The following is a 16,998-nucleotide window of genomic DNA, read 5'->3' on the forward strand; positions in this document are numbered from 1 at the left end:
ATCATGCCTCAGCCCTCCTGCGCCAGTACGGCGCCCAGTTCGGCCAGCAGCTCGCTGCCGCAGCCCAGGTACGCGTCCAGCTGGCGCCCCCACAGGAAGTGCCGGTGGACGGGATGATCGAGATCGGCGCCCATGCCGCCGTGCAGGTGCTGGCCCGCGTGCACGACCCGTTTGCCCGCCTCAGAGGCCCACCAGGCCGCCGTCAGCCCGTGCTCGCGCGCCGGGAGTCCCTCGTCGATGCGCCAGGCCGCCTCGTAGGCGGTGACCCGGATCGCCTCGGTGTCCATGTACGCGTCCGCCGCGCGCAGCATGACGCCCTGGTTGGTGGAGAGGGGGCGGCCGAACTGCTCCCGCGTGCAGGTGTACTCGACCGCCCGCGCGAGGGAGCCGGCGCAGACTCCCGCCTGGAGTCCGGCGAAGGCGGTGCGGGCCGCGGCAAGCGTGTCCTCGTACGCGGCCGGACCCGCCCCGACACGCTCCGCCCGGGCACCGGTCAGGGTCAGCCGCCCGGCCGACCAGGGGGCAGTGGTCTCCACCGGGGAGGTCCGTACGCCGGGCGCGTCGGTCCGTAGGAGCCACAGCGCCCGGTCTGCGTCCGGGACCAGCACATGGGTGGCGTCGCGCAGCCAGGGCACGGCGGGGGCGGTGCCGGTGAGCCGGCCGTCCGGTGAGGCGGTGATCCGGCCGCCGCGGGCCGGGAAGGCTCCGGTGGCGACGGCCTCGCCCGTTCCCAGGACGGGCAGCAGGCGGGCTCGCTGGTCGGCGCTTCCGTGCACCGCGATCGGGAGCATCCCGTACGCGCAGCTGGCGGCGTAGGGCACCTGGGCGGTGGTGCGGCCCTGTTCCTCCAGCAGCAGCACCAGGCCGAGCAGGCCGATGTCCGGGATGGCGGCGATCAGCCCGGAGGCGGCGAGGGCCTTCCACAGTTCGGGGTCGCTGCCGGTGCCCGCGGCGGCGAGGCGCTCGTGGGTGGCGAGGTCGCGGAAGATCTGCGCGGCGAGGCCGGCCGCGGCGGCCTGCTCCTCGGTGGGGTGGAAGTCCATCAGGCCGCACTCCCGCGGAAGACGGGAAGTTCGAGTTCGTCCTCGACGCGCAGGAACTCCAGCTGGACGGGGAGGCCGATGCACACCTTGTCGTACGGGACGCCGATGACGTTGCTGATCACGCGGACGCCCTCGGCGAGCTCGACGAGCACGACGGCGTAGGGCGGGTCGAAGGCGGGGAAGGGCGGGTGGTGGATGACGACGTAGCTGAACACCGTGCCGGCTCCGGATGCCTCGACGGTGTCCCAGTCGGGCGAGGCGCAGGCGTTGCAGCCGGGGAGCCACGGGAAGCGGAGGGTGGCGCAGGCGGTGCAGCGCTGGATCAGGAGCTTGTGGTCGCGTACGCCGTCCCAGAAGCCCTGGTTGTCGCGGTTGATCACCGGACGGGGGCGCCGGGCCTCGGGCTTCTTCTCCCGCTTGGCCGCGGGGGCGAACTTGAGGATCCGGAAGCGGTGGGTCCCGGCGATCTCGCCGTCGACCCGGACGTCCATACGGGTGGTCACGAAGTGGCCGGTGCCCAGCTTGGTCGTCTTGCGGGGTGACACCGACTCGATGACGGCGTCGAAGGTGATCGCGTCGCCGGGGCGCAGCGGGCGCAGGTACTCCTGCTCGCAGTCGGTGGCGACGACGGAGGTGAAGCCCGCGCCGTCGAGCAGCGTGAAGAGCTCGTCGTAGGCGGCGGAGCGGTCCGTGTGGCCGGAGAGCCCGCCCATCGTCCACGCCTGGAGCATGGTGGGCGGGGCTATGCCGTCCGGCCCGGCGTAGGCGGGGTTGGCATCGCCCATCGCCTCGCACCAGTGGCGGATCATCGGCTCGTTGACCGGGTCCTTGCCCCGGCCGGCGGTGGCGGCCGGCCTGCCCTCGAAGGCCGTCAGGAGGGCGTGGAACCGGGCTGCCTCGTCGGTCCCGGTCGCCCCGGCCGCCTGCCGGGTGGCCCTGGCCGCGTCTGCCGTCATCGCTTCCTTCCCTTCATGCCGAGCCGCATCATGGCGACGATCTCCCGCTGGACCTCGCTGACCCCGCCGCCGAAGGTGTTGATCTGAGCGGCCCGGTTCATCCGCTCCAGTTCGCCCCCCTCGAAGGCCTCGGCACCCGGCCCTCGGATCAGGGCTTGCTCGCCGACCACCTCCTGGCACATCCGGTACACCTCGACGGTGGATTCGGTGCCGAGGAACTTCACGCCGCTGGCGTCGCCGGGCGCCAGGGTGCCGCCGCCCACGTCCTGGACGAGGCGCCAGTTGAGGAGGCGTACGGCAGCCAGCCGTGCGTGCGCCTCGGCGAGCCGGGACCGGACCCAGGCCAGGTCGGCGGGGCGGTCGCCGGTGTCGGGGTCGGGGGTGCGGGCGTGGGCGAGGGCGGCTTCGTAGAAGTCCTCTGCCTGCATGCCGATGGCGGCGAGGGCCACGCGCTCATGGTTGAGCTGGTTGGTGATCAGGCCCCAACCGCCGTGTTCGGGGCCGACGAGGTTGCCGGCGGGGACGCGGATGGAGTCGTAGTACGTCGCAGTGGTGGTGAGTCCGCCGACGGTCTCGATCGGGGTCCAGGAGAAGCCCGGGGCTTCGGTGGGCACCAGGATGATCGAGATGCCCTTGTGCTTGGGGGCTTCCGGGTCGGTCCGGCAGGCGAGCCAGATCCAGTCCGCGTTCTGGGCGTTGGAGGTGAAGATCTTCTGCCCGTCGATCACCCAGTCGCCGGCGGCCCCGGCGGCCCCGGCGGCCCCGGTGGCCTCGGCGGCTCCGCCGTCACGGACGGCGCGGGTGCGCAGCGAGGCGAGGTCGGTGCCGGCTTCGGGTTCCGAGTAGCCGATGGCGAAGACGAGGTCGCCCTTGAGGATCCGGGGCAGGAAGTAGTCCTTCTGCTCCTGGGTCCCGTACTTCATCAGGGTCGGACCGACGGTGTTGAGCGTGACCATCGAGACGGGGGCACCGGCCCGGTAGGCCTCGTCGAAGAAGACGAACTGCTCGTCGGAACTCCGGCCTTGGCCGCCGTACTCGACGGGCCAGCCGAGGCCGAGCAGTCCGTCGGCGCCTATGCGGCGCAGCAGTTCCCGCTGGCGGGCCGGGTCCTCGGGGGCACCGTCCGGCAGCAGATCCCGAAAGTACTCCCGCAGTTCGGCGCGGAGCCGCAACTGGCCTTCGGTCGGAGCGAGGTGCACGGCGCTGGCCTCCCGGCATCACATCAACGAGTGAATCTGACTGTCCGTCAGATCCACCCGTGGTGTCAAGGTCGGGAAGGGCCCAGGCCGAGGCGCGGAAGGCGTCGGCATGCGCGAGGGCGCCTGCGCTACCGGACCCCAGCCGGTCCGGTCGCAGAGACGCCCTCAACAGTCCGAGCGGCTCAAGCCGCCGCTACCACCAGGGGTAGAAGTTGACCGCGACGTTCGAGTTGTCCTGGTCGATCGCAGTGAAGGCCGAGCCGTTCACCTGCGCGGTGTTGTTCTGATTGGACGCGCCGGAGCCGCTGGCCACCGGCTGAGAGGTGGACGAGTTGCCGAGATCGCTCCCGCCCACACCACTGCCGACGATGCTGGCGACGCTCGCATTCGATCCGTCGTTCGCGAAGGAGCCGTCGTCGGCCGAGGCCACCCCGCCGAACAGTGCGGCGGCGAGGGGGAGAGCGGCGACGGCGGCGATGACGCGGGCGGTACGGATGCTTGCCATGTCTTTGTCCTCCAGAAAACCGAAGTGGGAGTTTTTCCAAGGCAGTTGGCCGACCGCCTCGGTCGTTCCGTGTGGTGACGACGTCGCGAGATCAGAGTTGCCCACCGAATCCCCGCGAACCACCCCGGAGCCCCTGATTCCCCCGCAACCATGACCAACACCGGATAAACCCCATTTGCGCCCCCGCAGCCCCAGCTCAACACCCCTGCACCTACTGAAACCCCTGCCCCACAAGGGATGAAGCGCTCCGACAGATCGGCGCCTCCCGGACATGCCGAAAAGGGCCGCGCCGTCCGGGAACCCCACCGTCTCCCGGGCCTGCGGCCCTGCAATACCAAGCTTCACGCCCCCTGCACGCCCCCCGGCGCCCGCCGGGGCAATCCAGCCGTGCCCCGCTCCGGGGCACATCACGCGGCGCGATCCACGGTCGCCTGCGACCGGGCTCCAGCGCCTGTTCTTCACGGACCTGCGGACTTACGAACCTACGGGGATGTACGCGTCTATGGGTGTACGGGCCTACGCGGCGAGCGCGAGCGCGAGCGCGTTCCGCGCGGCTCCGACCGGGGCCAGGTCGCGTGCGGCGGTCCCCGTTCGGGCGCCCATGGCCGCGGCGGTGGTCGAACGGCGGACGGACGGGGACTTGCCGTGCGCCTCGGCGCGGATCCGCTGCTTGATGGTCGGCGGGAGCGAACCGCCCCGCATCATCGCCCGCCAGGTGCGCCGGGCGGTGAGGGCCGGCCGGCGTACGGCGGCGGTGGGGGCCGGGGCGGCGGACGCCGCGACGGAGGCGGCGGCCGGGGCTGCCTTCCCGCGCAGACCGAGAACGCTGAGCAGGGCCACCAGGGCGGCGAGGACGGAGGTCCAGATCGAGGTGCGGGTGCTGCGCTGAGCCATGACGAATGCCTCGTTTCGCGATGTTCCGACGGGCGCATCTGAATACATTCGTCATGATGTGTCCGCAACCGCACCGCTCCCACGACGCGCGCCGATCTTCCGACAAACACCACTCGGATGAACCAGCCACTGCGGAGCGGACACGCAAGCGGCCCCTGACCGGATTACCGGTCAGGGGCCGCTCAACTGCGGTGGGTGTGGGATTTGAACCCACGGTGACTCGCGCCACGACGGTTTTCAAGACCGTTCCCTTAGGCCGCTCGGGCAACCCACCATCCATCCGCCGGCCAGCGGCGGAGCGGGATCCAGAGTACCGGCTGTCAGGGGTGTCCGGGGGCTGTGGTGTGGGTTGGGCGCAGGGGGCCGGTGGGACGCCGGTCGTGGTCAGTTGCGGCCGCTGCCCCGGCGGTACTGGGTGAACCTGCCCTCGTGGTCGCGGGGCCCCCGCGTGAGCTCACGCTCGGGGCGCTCACTGCGCTCCGAGCAGCCGCTCGCGAACCGGACGAATGTTCCGGTACCCCACTGTCGGATCAGGCGGTCTGGGCCTTGTCGTAGGCCGCCTTCACCTCGTTGCCGAAGTACGGGCCGTACATGCGGTTCGGCAGGAAGGTGTAGCCGAAGCTGTTCACCGAGACCTGGGTTCCGAGGCCCGTGGCCTCGTTGAAGTCCTGGAACCAGGGGCCGCCGCTGGAGCCGCCCGTCATGTTGCAGGCCAGGCTGTGGTCCTTGGTCAGCAGGAAGTCCTTGCCCGTGTTGCCGCTGCAGTAGACGAGCTTGGTCCCGTCGTACGGGGCTGCCGCGGGGAAGCCGAAGGAGTACATCTTCTTGTTGTAGCCGCCGTTGAAGAGGATGCCCTGGGCGCCGACGGCCTGGCTCAGCGTCTGCCCGTTCAGCGGGGCGACGGCGGCGAGGCCGACGTCCATGTTCATGTCCTCGCTCGCGGCCCACTGGTCGGTGGCAAAGGTCTTGGTGGCCGACCACTGGCCGTAGGGAGCGCTGCCGTTGTTGTAGGCGGGGACGAAGACCCAGTTCGTGTGCCAGGCGCCCTGGTACTTCACACAGTGGCCGGCCGTGATCACCGTGCTGCCGTTGGCGCTCGTGATCGAGTCGCCGGAGCAGGAGGCGGTCCGGTCTCCCATGGTGAAGAAGACCCGGCCGGAGGTCTTCACGACCGCTCCGCCGCCCGTCCAAGCGCCGCCCGCCTGCGGGAACGCCGTGGGGGAGGCGGCCGAGGACGCCGTCGGGGGGATGCTGGTGGGCGCGGCCGAGGCGGCGACCGGGGTCCGGGCCGCGCCGGGGACCGCCGTGACGTCGAGCGGGGTGGCTCCCCGCATCCGCTCGGCGGTCCAGAAGCCCTGGGTGTGCTGCTGCCGGAAGGACGCGGGGGCGTCCGCCGCGATCGAGGGGTTGGCCGCCGTCAGGACGCCCGTGATCAGGGCGCCTGCCGATAAGAGGGCCGACAAGGCTGTGCGATGACGCATCACGCATGACTCCTTCTGCCGTGCCCGGACCAGGGCAAGGTGGGGGGTGAAGAGCGGTCGGTGCGGATCGGCGGTGCGCTGTGCGGCTTGCCGGGGGCAGAGTGGCACGGCCGGGCGACGATGTCAGCGGGCAGTCAGAACGTTCGGTCGGTTCCGGCCATGATTTGGCCAAGTCCCTTCCGTGTGCCTCATACGGTGAGCAGCACGCCCCCGTACGAGACCCCCGCCACGACCACCCAGGCTCCGAGCCCGAGCGCCGCGGCCCGGCCGCCGGTGCGGGCCAGCGTCGGCAGGTGCACCGCGCTCCCCAGGCCGAACAGGGCCGCCGCGAGCAGCGCCTCCTGTGCGGTGTGCGCCCATTCCAGCGCTACGTCGGGCAGTGCGCCCGTGGCGCGCAGCGCGGCCGCGGCCAGGAACCCGGCCACGAACAGCGGCACCGGTGCCGGGCGGCGTCCCGAGGCGGTGCGCACCCCGCGTCGCCGGTCCCGTACGGAGAAGGCGACAGCCGCGACCAGGGGCGCGAGCAGGGCCACCCGCATCAGCTTGACCAGCACCGCCTCTCCGAGCGCGTCCGGCCCCGCGGTCTGCGCGGTCGCCACCACCTGGCCGACATCGTGCACGCCGGCGCCGACCCATCGCCCGAAGGCGGGATCGGAGAGTCCCAAGGGGCCCTGGAGCAGGGGGAGTACCGCGATGGCGAGTGTCCCGCACAGGGTCACCAGCGCCACGGAGGCGGCCACGTCCTCCTCGTCGCTGCCGGACACCTCGCTCACCGCGCCGATCGCCGAGGCCCCGCAGATCGAGTACCCGGTGGCAATCAACAGCGGCTGGTCGCCTGGCAGTCCGAGGCGTCGGCCCAGCCACAGGGTGCCGAAGAAGGTGGCGGCGACCACCCCGGCCACCATGGTCACGGTCGCCCAGCCCAGCCGCAGGACCTGATCCAGCCCCAGGCCGAGCCCGAGCAGGACGATGCCGATCCGCATCAGCCGCCGGCCGGCCAGGGAGAGACCGGGGCGGGCGGTTCCCCGTACGAAAGTCCGTAGTCCGGGAAGGTGTGCCACCGCGATGCCCAGCACCACCGAGGCGGTCAGCATGGGAACGGCGGGGACGGCACGGTGGATGCACCAGGCCGCCAGCGCCCCGCTCGCGGCCGCCGCCAATCCGGGCCAAGGGGTGGATGTTTCACGTGAAACAGGCCGGACCGCCACACCGTGAGGGCGGTGAAGGAGGGCCATCAGTCGACTGATTGCGTGTAGACGCGACGGATGCTGGTGCCCAGACGGGACACGTCCGCCCCGTACACGTGAACCGATATCGCCTTTGTGCCGCAGGAGTTGCGGACCTTGTGGATGTCGCCGGGCGGAGCGAAGCCGCAGACCTCGCCCTGGCCGTTGACCACGTCCTCGGTGGGCACCAGCCTGGCGGGTCCCGTGCCGGGGGCGAGCCGGTAGCGGCGCTCGCTCTCCTCGCCCTGGTGCACCCCTGCCACACACCACGAGACGTGGTCGTGGATGCAGGTCTCCTGCCCGGGCAGCCAGACCAGCGCCACCACCGAGAAGCTGCCGTCGGACTCGGCGTGCAGGATGTGCTGCCGGTACCGCTCCGGGTCGCCTTCCTGCTGCGCCGGCGTCAGGAGGTCCGGCGCGCCCAGGTGCGGGCCGAGCAGCTCACCCACGAGGTAGGCGGTCAGGTCGGGGGCCAGCCCCCGGTCCACGACCGTGCGGATCTCGCTGACGAGGGCGGCCATCCTCGTGGTGGTACGGGCCGGCGTGGTGGTGGTCATAACGGCAGCGTGCTGCCGCCGTTCCATCACGTCCAACGACAGTTGCGACCTGAAATCCCAAGAGCTGCTTATGGATTGGTCAGCAGCCGACCCGGTTCGCCGCCACCTGCTTCAGCGCGTCGAGCACTACGGCCGTCGCCGGAATCCGCAGGTGGTCTCGGTAGACGTAGGCGGCTATGTGGCGGCGCGCGGCGGGTTGCAGCGCCCGCCCGCAGACCCGGGTCAGCGAGAGGGAGGGCAGCACCAGCGCGGGCATCATCGCCACGCCCAGACCCTGTGCGACCAGGCTCTGCACCACCAGGTTGTCGTCGGTGGCGAAGCGGATGTCGGGTACGAAGCCCAGCTCCGCGCACTCGTGCAGCAGATTGGCCCGGCAGCGCGGACATCCCGCGATCCACCGCTCTTCGGCGAGGTCCGCCAGGTGCACGGCGCGCCGCCGGGCCAGCGGATGCCCGGTCGGGAGCAGCACCGTCAGCTGGTCCTCCAGCAGCCTGACCTCGGCGACTTCCTCGGGGATCTCCTCGTGGAGTCCGGGATAGGTGAAGGCCAGGGTGATGTCGCACTCCCCGCGCTCCAGCCGCCGCAGGGAATCCGGGGGCTCCCCCTCGAGCAGCTCGACCTGGATGCCCGGATGGTCCTTGGCCAGACCGCTCAGGGCTTCGGGGACGAGGGTGACGTTGGCGCTGGGAAAGCCGCACAGCCGGACCCGGCCGGTGCGCAGCCGCGCGTACGCCTTCAGCTGGGCCTCGGCGGCGGAGAGGCTGCCGAGGATGGTCTCGGAGTGTCGGGAGAGGGACTCCCCGGCCTCGGTGAGGTGCATCTTTCGGCCCACGCGGGTGAACAGGGGGGTCCCGACGGCCCGTTCGAGCGCCTTCATCTGCTGGGTGATCGCGGGCTGGGTGTACCCGAGCACGCGCGCGGCCGCCGAATAGGACCCGGAGGCGACCACCGCGTGGAACGTCCGTATGTGCCGGGAATCGAACACCCGTGAAGCATAAGCGGACGTTGGGAGGGGCCGTAGGCGGAATCCCGCCCACGGCCCCTCACCATCAAGCCACTGGTCCCGGCCGAGCGGCCGGCTACGCGGCGGCTACTTGTCGCCTACCCGCGAGCCGAGGGTGATGTCGACCGTGGTCGGCTTGCCGCCGCGCAGGTAGGTCAGCTTGACCGTGTCGCCCGGCTTGTAGGTCCAGATCAGGCTGATCAGGGTCGGGCCGCTGTCGACCGGCTTGCCGCCGAGCTCGGTGATGATGTCGCCGGGCTTGAGCCCCGCCTTCCCGGCCGGGCCGTTCGGGTCGACCAGCTCGTTGGCGGGCGCGCCCTGCTCGGAGATCTTGGCGCCCTCGGACTTGGCCTGGAGGTCGACGGAGACCGAGATGACCGGGTATACCGGCTTGCCCGTCTTGATCAGCTGCTCGGCGACGTTCTTCGCCTGGTTGATCGGAATGGCGAAGCCGAGGCCGATCGAACCGGCCTGACCGCCGCCGAAGCCGCCGTTGCCGGCCGACTGGATCGCGGAGTTGATGCCGATGACGGCGCCGCGCCCGTCGAGCAGCGGGCCACCGGAGTTGCCCGGGTTGATCGAGGCGTCCGTCTGGAGCGCGCTCATGTACGAGTTCTTGCTGCCGGAGCCGTCGCCGGAGGCGACCGGGCGGTTCTTGGCGCTGACGATGCCGGTGGTGACCGTGTTGGACAGGCCGAAGGGAGCACCGATCGCGATGGTCGGGTCGCCGACCGCGACCTTCTCGGAGTCGCCGAGCGGCAGCGGCTTGAGGCCGGCCGGAGGGTTCTTCAGCTTCAGGACGGCGACGTCATAGCCCTGGGCCCGGCCCACCACCTCGGCCTCGTACTTCTTGCCGTCGGAGAAGGTGGCGGTGAGCTTGCCGCCGTTCGCTGCGGACGCCACGACGTGGTTGTTGGTGAGGATGTGGCCCTGCTGGTCGTAGACGAACCCGGTACCGGTGCCGCCCTCGCCGTCCCCGGCCGAGGCCTCGATGGTGACCACGCTGGGCAGGGCGCCCGCGGCCAGGCCGGCGATGGAGCCGGCGTCGCGCTTGAGCTCCTTGGGGGTGCTGCCGGCGCTGATCGTGGTCGAGCCGGTGCCGTTGTTGCTGCGGTCGGCGGCCCAGTAGCCGACGCCGCCGCCGATGCCGCCCGCGAGGAGGGCCGCCGCGAGGACACCAGCGATCAGGCCGCCCCTGCCCTTCGGCTTGGGCTGCGGGGCGCCGTTCGCGGTCAGGGGAGCACCCCAGGCACCGCCGCCGTGGCCGCCCCCGTGACCGTACGCGGGGACCGTGGGCGGCGGGGGCGGCCAGCCCTCGGCGCCGTGGGCGGCCGGGGCGGGAGCCGAACCGGCCGCAGCCGCGTACGGGGGCGCCGCGCCGGGCGGGATCTGCTGGGTCGGCTCGGCGCCGGGGGCGGGCATCGGCGGGAGCTGCTGGGTCACCGGCTCGGCGGCTCCGGTCAGGGGGGCCGGGGCGGCCGGGACCGCAGGGGCGGCAGGCGCCGCGGCCTGGGGTGCGTCGGCCGGCTGCGGAGCAGGGGGTGCGGACGGGGCCGCGGGGGTTGCGGGGGCCGCGGTGCCCTCGTTCTCGGTGCTCACAGCGCTCTCTCCTCGTCACACACGGCTTCGAAATCTCTGGCGATCGGTCCGGCTGAACGTTCGACGTGCCGCACAAGTTCCTGGGCAAAGCCTTTCCCATGACCCGTCAGAGCACTGTAAGCCGGACCTGTGCATCTCCCGTCATTCTTTATATCCGGCATTACGGGCGCATCCGCAGGAGGCCGCCTCGACACCGGGGGGCTTCCCGGTGGCACCATGACCCGGTGACCCACGCAACGCCTCGCCCCATCCAGGTCGTCGCCCACCGCGGCGCCTCGGAGGATGCCCCCGAGCACACCCTGGCCGCCTACCGAACGGCCATCGAGCACGGTGCCGACGCCCTCGAGTGCGATGTCCGGCTCACCGCCGACGGCCATCTGGTCCTGGTCCACGACCGCCGCGTGAACCGCACCTCCAACGGCCGCGGCGCCGTCTCCACCCTGGAGCTCGCCGATCTCGCCGCCCTCGACTTCGGCTCCTGGAAGGACCCCGAGGAGGCCCCCGACTGGGTCGGGGACCCCGAGCGCACGTCGGTCCTCACCCTCGAGCGCCTGCTGGAGCTGGTATCCGACGCGGAGCGGCCGGTGCAGCTCGCCATCGAGACGAAGCACCCGACCCGCTGGGCCGGACAGGTGGAGGAGCGCCTCCTCTTCCTCCTCAAGCGCTTCGGCCTGGACGCCCCGCCCGCCGAGGGCCCGCACCCCGTGCGGGTGATGAGCTTCTCCGCGCGCTCGCTGCACCGGGTGCGGGCGGCGGCCCCGACGATCCCGACCGTGTACCTCATGCAGTTCATCTCGCCCCGGATGCGCGACGGCCGGCTGCCCGCGGGGGTGCGGATCGCCGGCCCGGGGATGCGGATCGTGCGCAACCACCCCGGCTTCATCCGCAGGCTCCAGGGAGCGGGGTACTCCGTACACGTATGGACAGTGAACGATCCAGAAGACGTTCAGCTGTGCGCTGATCTTGGTGTAGAAGCGATCATCACGAACAGACCCCGTCAGGTTCTGTCCCAACTGGGGCGGTGACGTCCCCTTTTGCGCAGCAGCCACCCGCACCCCCGCTGTAACAGGTTGTGCCCCGGCGCATCCGTTCCGCATTCGCCGTCCTCCAATGCGTCAGAGGGCCCCGCGGCGGCGGTTTCCGGTCCAGGCCATTGGGGCATCCAGACCATGCGTGGGGCTAAGGAGGTTCCGGGGGTGGCGTTGGTGGTGGCACAAGAAGTGCCCACGTCGTCGTGCATGGACGTACGCCATGGTCCTGCGGGCGTGGGCGAGGCAAGACACCGGATGCGCGAGCAATTGCGTATCAGCGGGGTGCCCGAATCGGTCGTGGACGATGCCGTACTGATCCTTTCCGAACTGCTCAGCAACGCCTGCCGACACGGCAGGCCCCTGGGATCGCGGGAAGTCGGGGACGGGGAGATACGCGCCGCATGGCGCGTCGACCATGCGGGGCGGCTGACGGTCGAGGTCACGGACGGGGGCGGGCCCACTCGCCCTGTTCCTTCGACGCCCTCGGTCACCGCGCGCGGCGGCCGGGGGCTGAACATCATCAGCGCCCTCGCACAGGATTGGGGTGTCCGGGACGGAGCGTCAGGCGAGGTCACCGTTTGGGTGATCGTCGCAGGTGGGGCCCGGCACGAGGATTTCGCTACGCGCGTTGCGCCCCCGGCGATCGACTTCAGTACGACCTTCGACGATCTGGATCCGTAAAACCGGGATCCCCGAACAGCAGTACCGGTCATCCGTACAGGCGGCCGTCCGGGAGCGCACGCCGACCGTGCTCCCGGCCGCACCCCACCGGTTCCGGCGGTACGACGGGCTAGGCTCGCGCCCAGACACGACGCCGTACCGCCGCAACCGGGAGACACCCACGATGGCCAAGAAGCGCCCCGCAGCCAAGACTGCAAAGCCGCAGCTCAAGAACGGTGAAATTCCGGTGGTGGGCGCCCGCGAGCCCTGCCCCTGCGGATCCGGGCGCCGCTACAAGGCCTGCCACGGCGCGGCCGCCGCGCACGCCGTCACCGAGCACGTGCGGCGCCCCTTCGAGGGCTTGCCGGGCGAGTGCGACTGGGTCGCGCTGCGCGAGCTCGTGCCCGCGGCGACCGTCCCGCTGTCCCTCAAGGGGGGCCTGCCGGAGGGCGTCCCCTCCGTCACGCTGGTGACGGTCCTTCCCATGGCCTGGCCGGCGCTGCGCCGCGAGGACGGATCCGTCCTGCTCGGCCTGCAGAACGAGTCCTCCACCGGGGACCTCGGCCGCGACATGGGCGACACCCTGGAGCGTGCACTCGTAGCGGAGCTGGGCACTCCGATTCCGGCCCGCCGGGTCCCGGCCGAGGGGCCGCGACTTCAGGATCTCCTGGACGCCGACGGCGGTTTCGAGCCGGTTGTGCACACCGGCTTCGAATTCTGGCTTCCGGAATCGGAGAGCGCCCAGAGCGCCACCCCGGAGATCGCCGCCTCGCTCGAGCGCGCCAACGCGGCCGCCATCCCCACCGTCAAGCTGGCCGGCGTGGACGCGGCCTACTGGTGCGAGACGCCGGAGAAGAACCACCTGCGCTGGGTCATGCCGCACCCCGAGGAGAAGCTGCTCGACGCCCTCGCGCGGCTCCACGCGGCGGGCACCTCCTCGCTCGGCGAGGGCACGAAGCTCGTCGGTTCCTTCCGCGCGCACGGCCTCATGGTCCCGGTCTGGGACCTGCCCACCGGGGTCACGGCGGACGACGTCGAGAAGCCCGCGGCGGAGTTCGCGGAGCGGCTGGCCGCGGCCCTGGCCTCGGACGCACCGCTGACCACGGAGGAGCGGCGGGCGCGCGGCGGACTCACCAACCGCCAGGTGACGCTCAGCTGACCTGCGCGCCCGCAGAGCCGGTGACCGGAGTCACAACTCCCGCTAATCGGCTGCAAATCGGTGTCTGAATATCAGAGATCGAATTTGCGAACAGGCGATCTCTTGTTACCGTTCTTGTAGCCCGGTCGCTGGTGCATCCCCCGTCGCCAGCGACCGGGCGCTTCCATTTCGGCGGCGCTCAACCGTCACCGGGTGCCGGTGAGTTGCTCCCGGCCCGCAGCAGCAGCTGCCCTTCGTCATCCGGAATTGCAAATTCCGCAACTGCCGAGTAGCTGTCCGGAGTCCCGTTCGACTCCTCCCTCGGCGTCTCGCACAGCCCCGGCTCGTCGCCCGGGCCGACCACGCACCGGATCTGCACCGTCCGCCCGGCCGGCCCCATCACCGTCAGCACGGCGTCCAGCGCACGGCCACTGGTGTTCCGGTAGTAACTGCGGCCCCACGTCCGGCCTTCGGCCACCAGGACGCAGGTCTGCGCCTCCACTCCGTGCGGCGAGGACACCTCGGGTCCGCAGGTGGAATCCGTACGGGGCTGCTCGGCCGGACCGGGCTGTTGGGGCCCGGCCGCGGCCGGTGAGCCCGCGGGTTTCTGCGGAGCCGAGTCGGAGGAACGTGAGGAGTCCGAGGAGCTTGACGAGTCCGAGGAGCTTGAGGAGTCCGAAAGGCCGAGCGTCGAGAACAGGCCGCCGCCTTTTCCGTCATCCTGGCCGGCGAAATCCGGCCCCGCGATCGCTCCGGCCAGGGGGAGCGACAAGATGATCAGCACACCGGCGCCGATACCGGTCAGGCGGAGATTCATTCGCCGAAGATAGCGATGCGGGAATGGGGCGCGGAGATCCCCGCGCCCAATTCCCTTGGAAACCCGTCACGCTGGCACCCGTACGAGTGATCCGCCCGTGGCGGGCGGGTCAGTACGCGAGCCTGCTGCCGCCGCCGGGCGCTCCGCTGCTCGCCTCGACCAGCGCGTCCACGACCGCCTCGACCTCGGGCAGCCAGAGACGTACCGCGCCCGACCTCCCGGGCTCCGGCCGCGGTTCCCGCTCCCAGCGCACCTGGCCGCCGCTGGACGCGGCGGAGGGCGGCAGCAGCAGATAGCCGCCCTCACCATGGAAGCGCAGTGACGAGGGCACCTGGTCCTTGGCGTAGAGCAGTTCGCCGAGCCGCTCCAGCGAATACGGCGCCACCAGCAGCGACCAGCGGGTGGGAGTGGCCGCGACCGGCCCGAGCCGCATGCCCTGCGCGTCAAGCCGTACGAGTGCCCGCGCGGCCGCGCCGGCCGGGAGGCTCACCGCGCACGGGGCGGTCCCGCCGGTGGCCATCAGGACCGGGGCGGTGGGCCGGTTGGTCCACCACCAGGTCACCATCCGGGGGTCGGTGGTGGCCGCGAGCAGTCCCGGGTCGAAGGGGTGCGCGCCGGGGACGACGCAGTCGGGGTCGGGGCAGGCGCAGCGCGAGCCGTCCGCGGCGGACCGGCCGACGCCGGGCAGCACGGGCCACTGCCATGCGGTGGCGCAGGTGAGCGCCGCGTCGAGGAGAGCCGGCGTGCCACCGCTCTGTCCCGGGACGGGGCGCAGCGATTGAAAGCGATCGCGGAGCCGCTGGAGACGCCTTCCGAGGATCTCGCGCATGAGCGCTCGTTCCTTTCCGTTGAACGCCGAGGGCCACATCACACCACGTAAGCGGTGTCTCACCACACGTACACGTTTCGCGTCACTGTCCGCTATAAGCAGGTTCACACGGTTCGTGCAGTTTTCTTACGGGTCCATCACACGTCCGGCGGGGGTGAAGCGCGACCCGCACCGGTGCCCAGACCGGCTGCCGCCGCTAAGGACGACGGCCCATGCCGGGCGGTTCCCGAGCGGTGCCGGAGATCGTGCCGCAGGGGCGTCGGGGCGGGCAGGGACCGGGCAGGGACCGGGCAGGGGCGAGGCCAACTGGCCCCGGGCACTACAGATTACGTACCCGCACCCCTTGTGGAGCCCGCCCAGTCGACCCCGAAAACCGTCGGCTCCCAGCTTTTTCCGGACAAGTTCTAGCCTTGGCCGGACGGTGAGTTGCCGTCCCACGGACACCAGGATTCCCACCTGGGCGATGCTGGACATGCATCCGTGTGTGCGTGTAGATGTGGATTCCTTGATGGCGGCGCAGCACGATCTGGGGGTTTGCGATGCTATATGGCGAATCGCACCAGGTGGAAAGGCGGACGCCATGAGCGCCCCGCATCTGCCGAAAGTGGCTGGAATCGATTCAGCAGTTACGGCGTCACCGCACACTGTGCCGCCCACGCCCGCACGGACCGCTCCGGCCCAGGCCCCCGTACCCGGCCCGGGCAGTCTCATCCAGGACCGGCTCGCGGGCATGGTCTCGGACCTCACGACCCTCCACGAACTCACCGAGCGCCTGGCCCGCACCGGCGATCTGGACGCCTCCCTCCACGAATTCCTGCGCGCCGGCGCCGCCCTCGTCGGCGCCCGCCGCGGCCTGATCGTCATGGAGCCCTCCGACGGGCTCGGCCCCACCAGCACCATCGGCCTCGGCCTCGGCCACGCCGACCTCGGCCACATCGAGACCGTCCCGCGCAGCGCGACCTCGTACGGCCGCATCCTCGACGGGCTCCCCGACGCCCACGGCGGCTCCGAAGTGCTCCCCGAGCCGGACGCCCCCGCCGGCGCCGGAGGGTTCGCCGCCCCCGTCGATCCCCGTCACCGCGAGGTCGCCGCCCGTCTCGGCTACGCCGCGAGCTACGCGCTGCCGCTGACCGCGGAGGCCACCGGCCGGCTCGGCGCGGCCGTCTGGCTCTACGACGAGCAGGCCGAGCCCAACGACCGCCAACGCGACCTCGCCGGCCTGTACGTGCGGCACGCCGCCGAGCACCTGGCCCGCATGCTGGAGGTGGAGCGCTCCCGCTCGCGCCTGGCCATCGTCGCCGAGGAGCTGCTGCCCAGCCGGCTGCCCCGGGTCCCGGGGGTCCAGCTCGCCGCCCGCCACCACACCGGGCCGCTCGGCGGGGGCGACTGGTATGACGCCCTGCCGCTGCCCGAGGGTGCCCTGGGGCTGGCCGTCGGCTCCGTCACCGGGTCCGGGCCGAGCGCTGTCGCCGCGATGGGCCGGCTGCGCGCCTCCCTGCGCGCCTATGCCGTCATGGAGGGCGAGGATCCGGTCGCCGTCCTGTCGGATCTGGAGCTGCTCCTGCGCCTCACCGAGCCGGCGCGCTCGGCCACCGCGCTCTTCGCCTACTGCGAGCCCGCCCAGCGCAAGATCATTTTGGCCGGGGCCGGGCACACCCCGCCGCTGCTGATCGGCGAGCGCCGTACCGAGTACGTGGAGACCTCGCTCTCCGCGCCGCTGGGGATGCTGTCCTGCTGGGAGGCGCCGAGCGTGGAGCTCGATCCCGCCCCCGGAGAAACGGTGCTGCTGTACACGGACGGGCTGCTGCGCCGGACCGGCGACCCGATGGACCGCGCCTACGCCCGGCTGCACGCGGCGGCCGCGGGGGTGCCCCGTACCGCCCGGGACGATCCGGCCGCCCTCTGCGACCACATCCTGCGGACCGTGCTGCCCGAGAAGGAGCCGGCCGACCTCCCGGAGGACATCGTGCTTCTCGCCGCCCGATTCGAGTAATCTGCAACCTTTTATGGCGTTTGCCGCCGTTTGTGCAATAGGGCACAAGCCCCGCCGGGGGCCGTCG

General features: G+C 71.6%; 15 protein-coding genes, 1 tRNA gene and 1 pseudogene. 4 read left to right on the forward strand and 13 right to left on the reverse strand.

Annotation, left to right across the window (positions count from 1 at the left end; all coding sequences use genetic code 11):
• Positions 1-8: 8 nt before the first annotated feature.
• From J7E94_RS06430 to J7E94_RS06480, 11 genes are all read right to left on the reverse strand, one after another.
• A complete protein-coding gene (locus tag J7E94_RS06430) occupies positions 9-1,043 on the reverse strand; it encodes an acyl-CoA dehydrogenase family protein (protein ID WP_215013110.1) in 1,035 nt (344 codons plus the stop codon).
• The gene (locus tag J7E94_RS06435; protein ID WP_215013111.1) at positions 1,043-1,999 is read right to left on the reverse strand and encodes a bifunctional MaoC family dehydratase N-terminal/OB-fold nucleic acid binding domain-containing protein; all 957 of its coding nucleotides are present in this window, start codon (positions 1,997-1,999) and stop codon (positions 1,043-1,045) included. The genes J7E94_RS06430 and J7E94_RS06435 overlap by 1 nt, the downstream gene beginning before the upstream one ends.
• On the reverse strand, positions 1,996-3,198 hold the full coding sequence (locus J7E94_RS06440; RefSeq protein ID WP_215013113.1) for an acyl-CoA dehydrogenase family protein: 1,203 nt from the start codon (positions 3,196-3,198) through the stop codon (positions 1,996-1,998). Before J7E94_RS06440 ends, J7E94_RS06435 begins: the two co-directional genes overlap by 4 nt.
• A gap of 193 nt (positions 3,199-3,391) precedes the next feature.
• Positions 3,392-3,703 (reverse strand): hypothetical protein, encoded by a 312-nt coding sequence (locus J7E94_RS06445; RefSeq protein WP_215013115.1) that lies wholly within the window; start codon positions 3,701-3,703, stop codon positions 3,392-3,394.
• Between the two features lie 516 nt (positions 3,704-4,219).
• Entirely contained in the window at positions 4,220-4,597 is a 378-nt protein-coding gene (locus J7E94_RS06450; RefSeq protein WP_251056229.1) for a DUF6344 domain-containing protein, read from the reverse strand.
• Between the two features lie 189 nt (positions 4,598-4,786).
• A tRNA-Ser gene (locus tag J7E94_RS06455) sits at positions 4,787-4,871 on the reverse strand.
• A 256-nt stretch (positions 4,872-5,127) separates the two neighbouring features.
• Positions 5,128-6,078: a peptidase gene (locus J7E94_RS06460; RefSeq protein WP_251056230.1), complete on the reverse strand. Its 951-nt coding sequence runs from the start codon at positions 6,076-6,078 to the stop codon at positions 5,128-5,130.
• Between the two features lie 188 nt (positions 6,079-6,266).
• On the reverse strand, positions 6,267-7,313 hold the full coding sequence (locus J7E94_RS06465) for a YeiH family protein (protein WP_215013119.1): 1,047 nt from the start codon (positions 7,311-7,313) through the stop codon (positions 6,267-6,269).
• Positions 7,313-7,861, reverse strand: coding sequence for a cysteine dioxygenase family protein (locus tag J7E94_RS06470; RefSeq protein ID WP_215013121.1), 549 nt, complete (start codon positions 7,859-7,861; stop codon positions 7,313-7,315). The genes J7E94_RS06465 and J7E94_RS06470 overlap by 1 nt, the downstream gene beginning before the upstream one ends.
• Positions 7,862-7,940: 79 nt before the next feature.
• Positions 7,941-8,846 carry a LysR family transcriptional regulator gene (locus J7E94_RS06475; protein ID WP_215013123.1) on the reverse strand — a complete coding sequence of 302 codons (906 nt, stop codon included), beginning with the start codon at positions 8,844-8,846 and terminating at the stop codon, positions 7,941-7,943.
• Between the two features lie 105 nt (positions 8,847-8,951).
• Positions 8,952-10,463 carry a S1C family serine protease gene (locus tag J7E94_RS06480; protein ID WP_215013126.1) on the reverse strand — a complete coding sequence of 504 codons (1,512 nt, stop codon included), beginning with the start codon at positions 10,461-10,463 and terminating at the stop codon, positions 8,952-8,954.
• A 224-nt stretch (positions 10,464-10,687) separates the two neighbouring features.
• On the opposite strand from J7E94_RS06480, the gene J7E94_RS06485 reads away from it, so the two are divergent.
• From J7E94_RS06485 to J7E94_RS06495, 3 genes and pseudogenes are all read left to right on the forward strand, one after another.
• Positions 10,688-11,488 (forward strand): glycerophosphodiester phosphodiesterase, encoded by an 801-nt coding sequence (locus J7E94_RS06485; RefSeq protein WP_215013128.1) that lies wholly within the window; start codon positions 10,688-10,690, stop codon positions 11,486-11,488.
• 85 nt (positions 11,489-11,573) lie between these two features.
• Positions 11,574-12,175: pseudogene (locus tag J7E94_RS06490) on the forward strand (ATP-binding protein).
• A 163-nt stretch (positions 12,176-12,338) separates the two neighbouring features.
• Positions 12,339-13,313 carry a DUF5926 family protein gene (locus J7E94_RS06495; protein ID WP_215013130.1) on the forward strand — a complete coding sequence of 325 codons (975 nt, stop codon included), beginning with the start codon at positions 12,339-12,341 and terminating at the stop codon, positions 13,311-13,313.
• Between the two features lie 178 nt (positions 13,314-13,491).
• On the opposite strand, the gene J7E94_RS06500 is transcribed toward J7E94_RS06495, so the two are convergent.
• On the reverse strand, positions 13,492-14,109 hold the full coding sequence (locus tag J7E94_RS06500; RefSeq protein WP_215013132.1) for a hypothetical protein: 618 nt from the start codon (positions 14,107-14,109) through the stop codon (positions 13,492-13,494).
• Positions 14,110-14,218: 109 nt separating this feature from the next.
• Positions 14,219-14,938, reverse strand: coding sequence for a bifunctional DNA primase/polymerase (locus J7E94_RS06505; RefSeq protein ID WP_215013133.1), 720 nt, complete (start codon positions 14,936-14,938; stop codon positions 14,219-14,221).
• A gap of 463 nt (positions 14,939-15,401) precedes the next feature.
• Between J7E94_RS06505 and J7E94_RS06510 the strand changes: the two genes are divergently transcribed.
• Positions 15,402-16,931, forward strand: a complete 1,530-nt coding sequence (locus tag J7E94_RS06510; protein WP_215013134.1) for a PP2C family protein-serine/threonine phosphatase — start codon at positions 15,402-15,404, stop codon at positions 16,929-16,931.
• The last annotated feature ends 67 nt before the right edge of the window (positions 16,932-16,998 follow it).

The sequence above is a fragment of the Streptomyces sp. ISL-94 genome, from assembly GCF_018614075.1.
Taxonomy (GTDB): domain Bacteria; phylum Actinomycetota; class Actinomycetes; order Streptomycetales; family Streptomycetaceae; genus Streptomyces.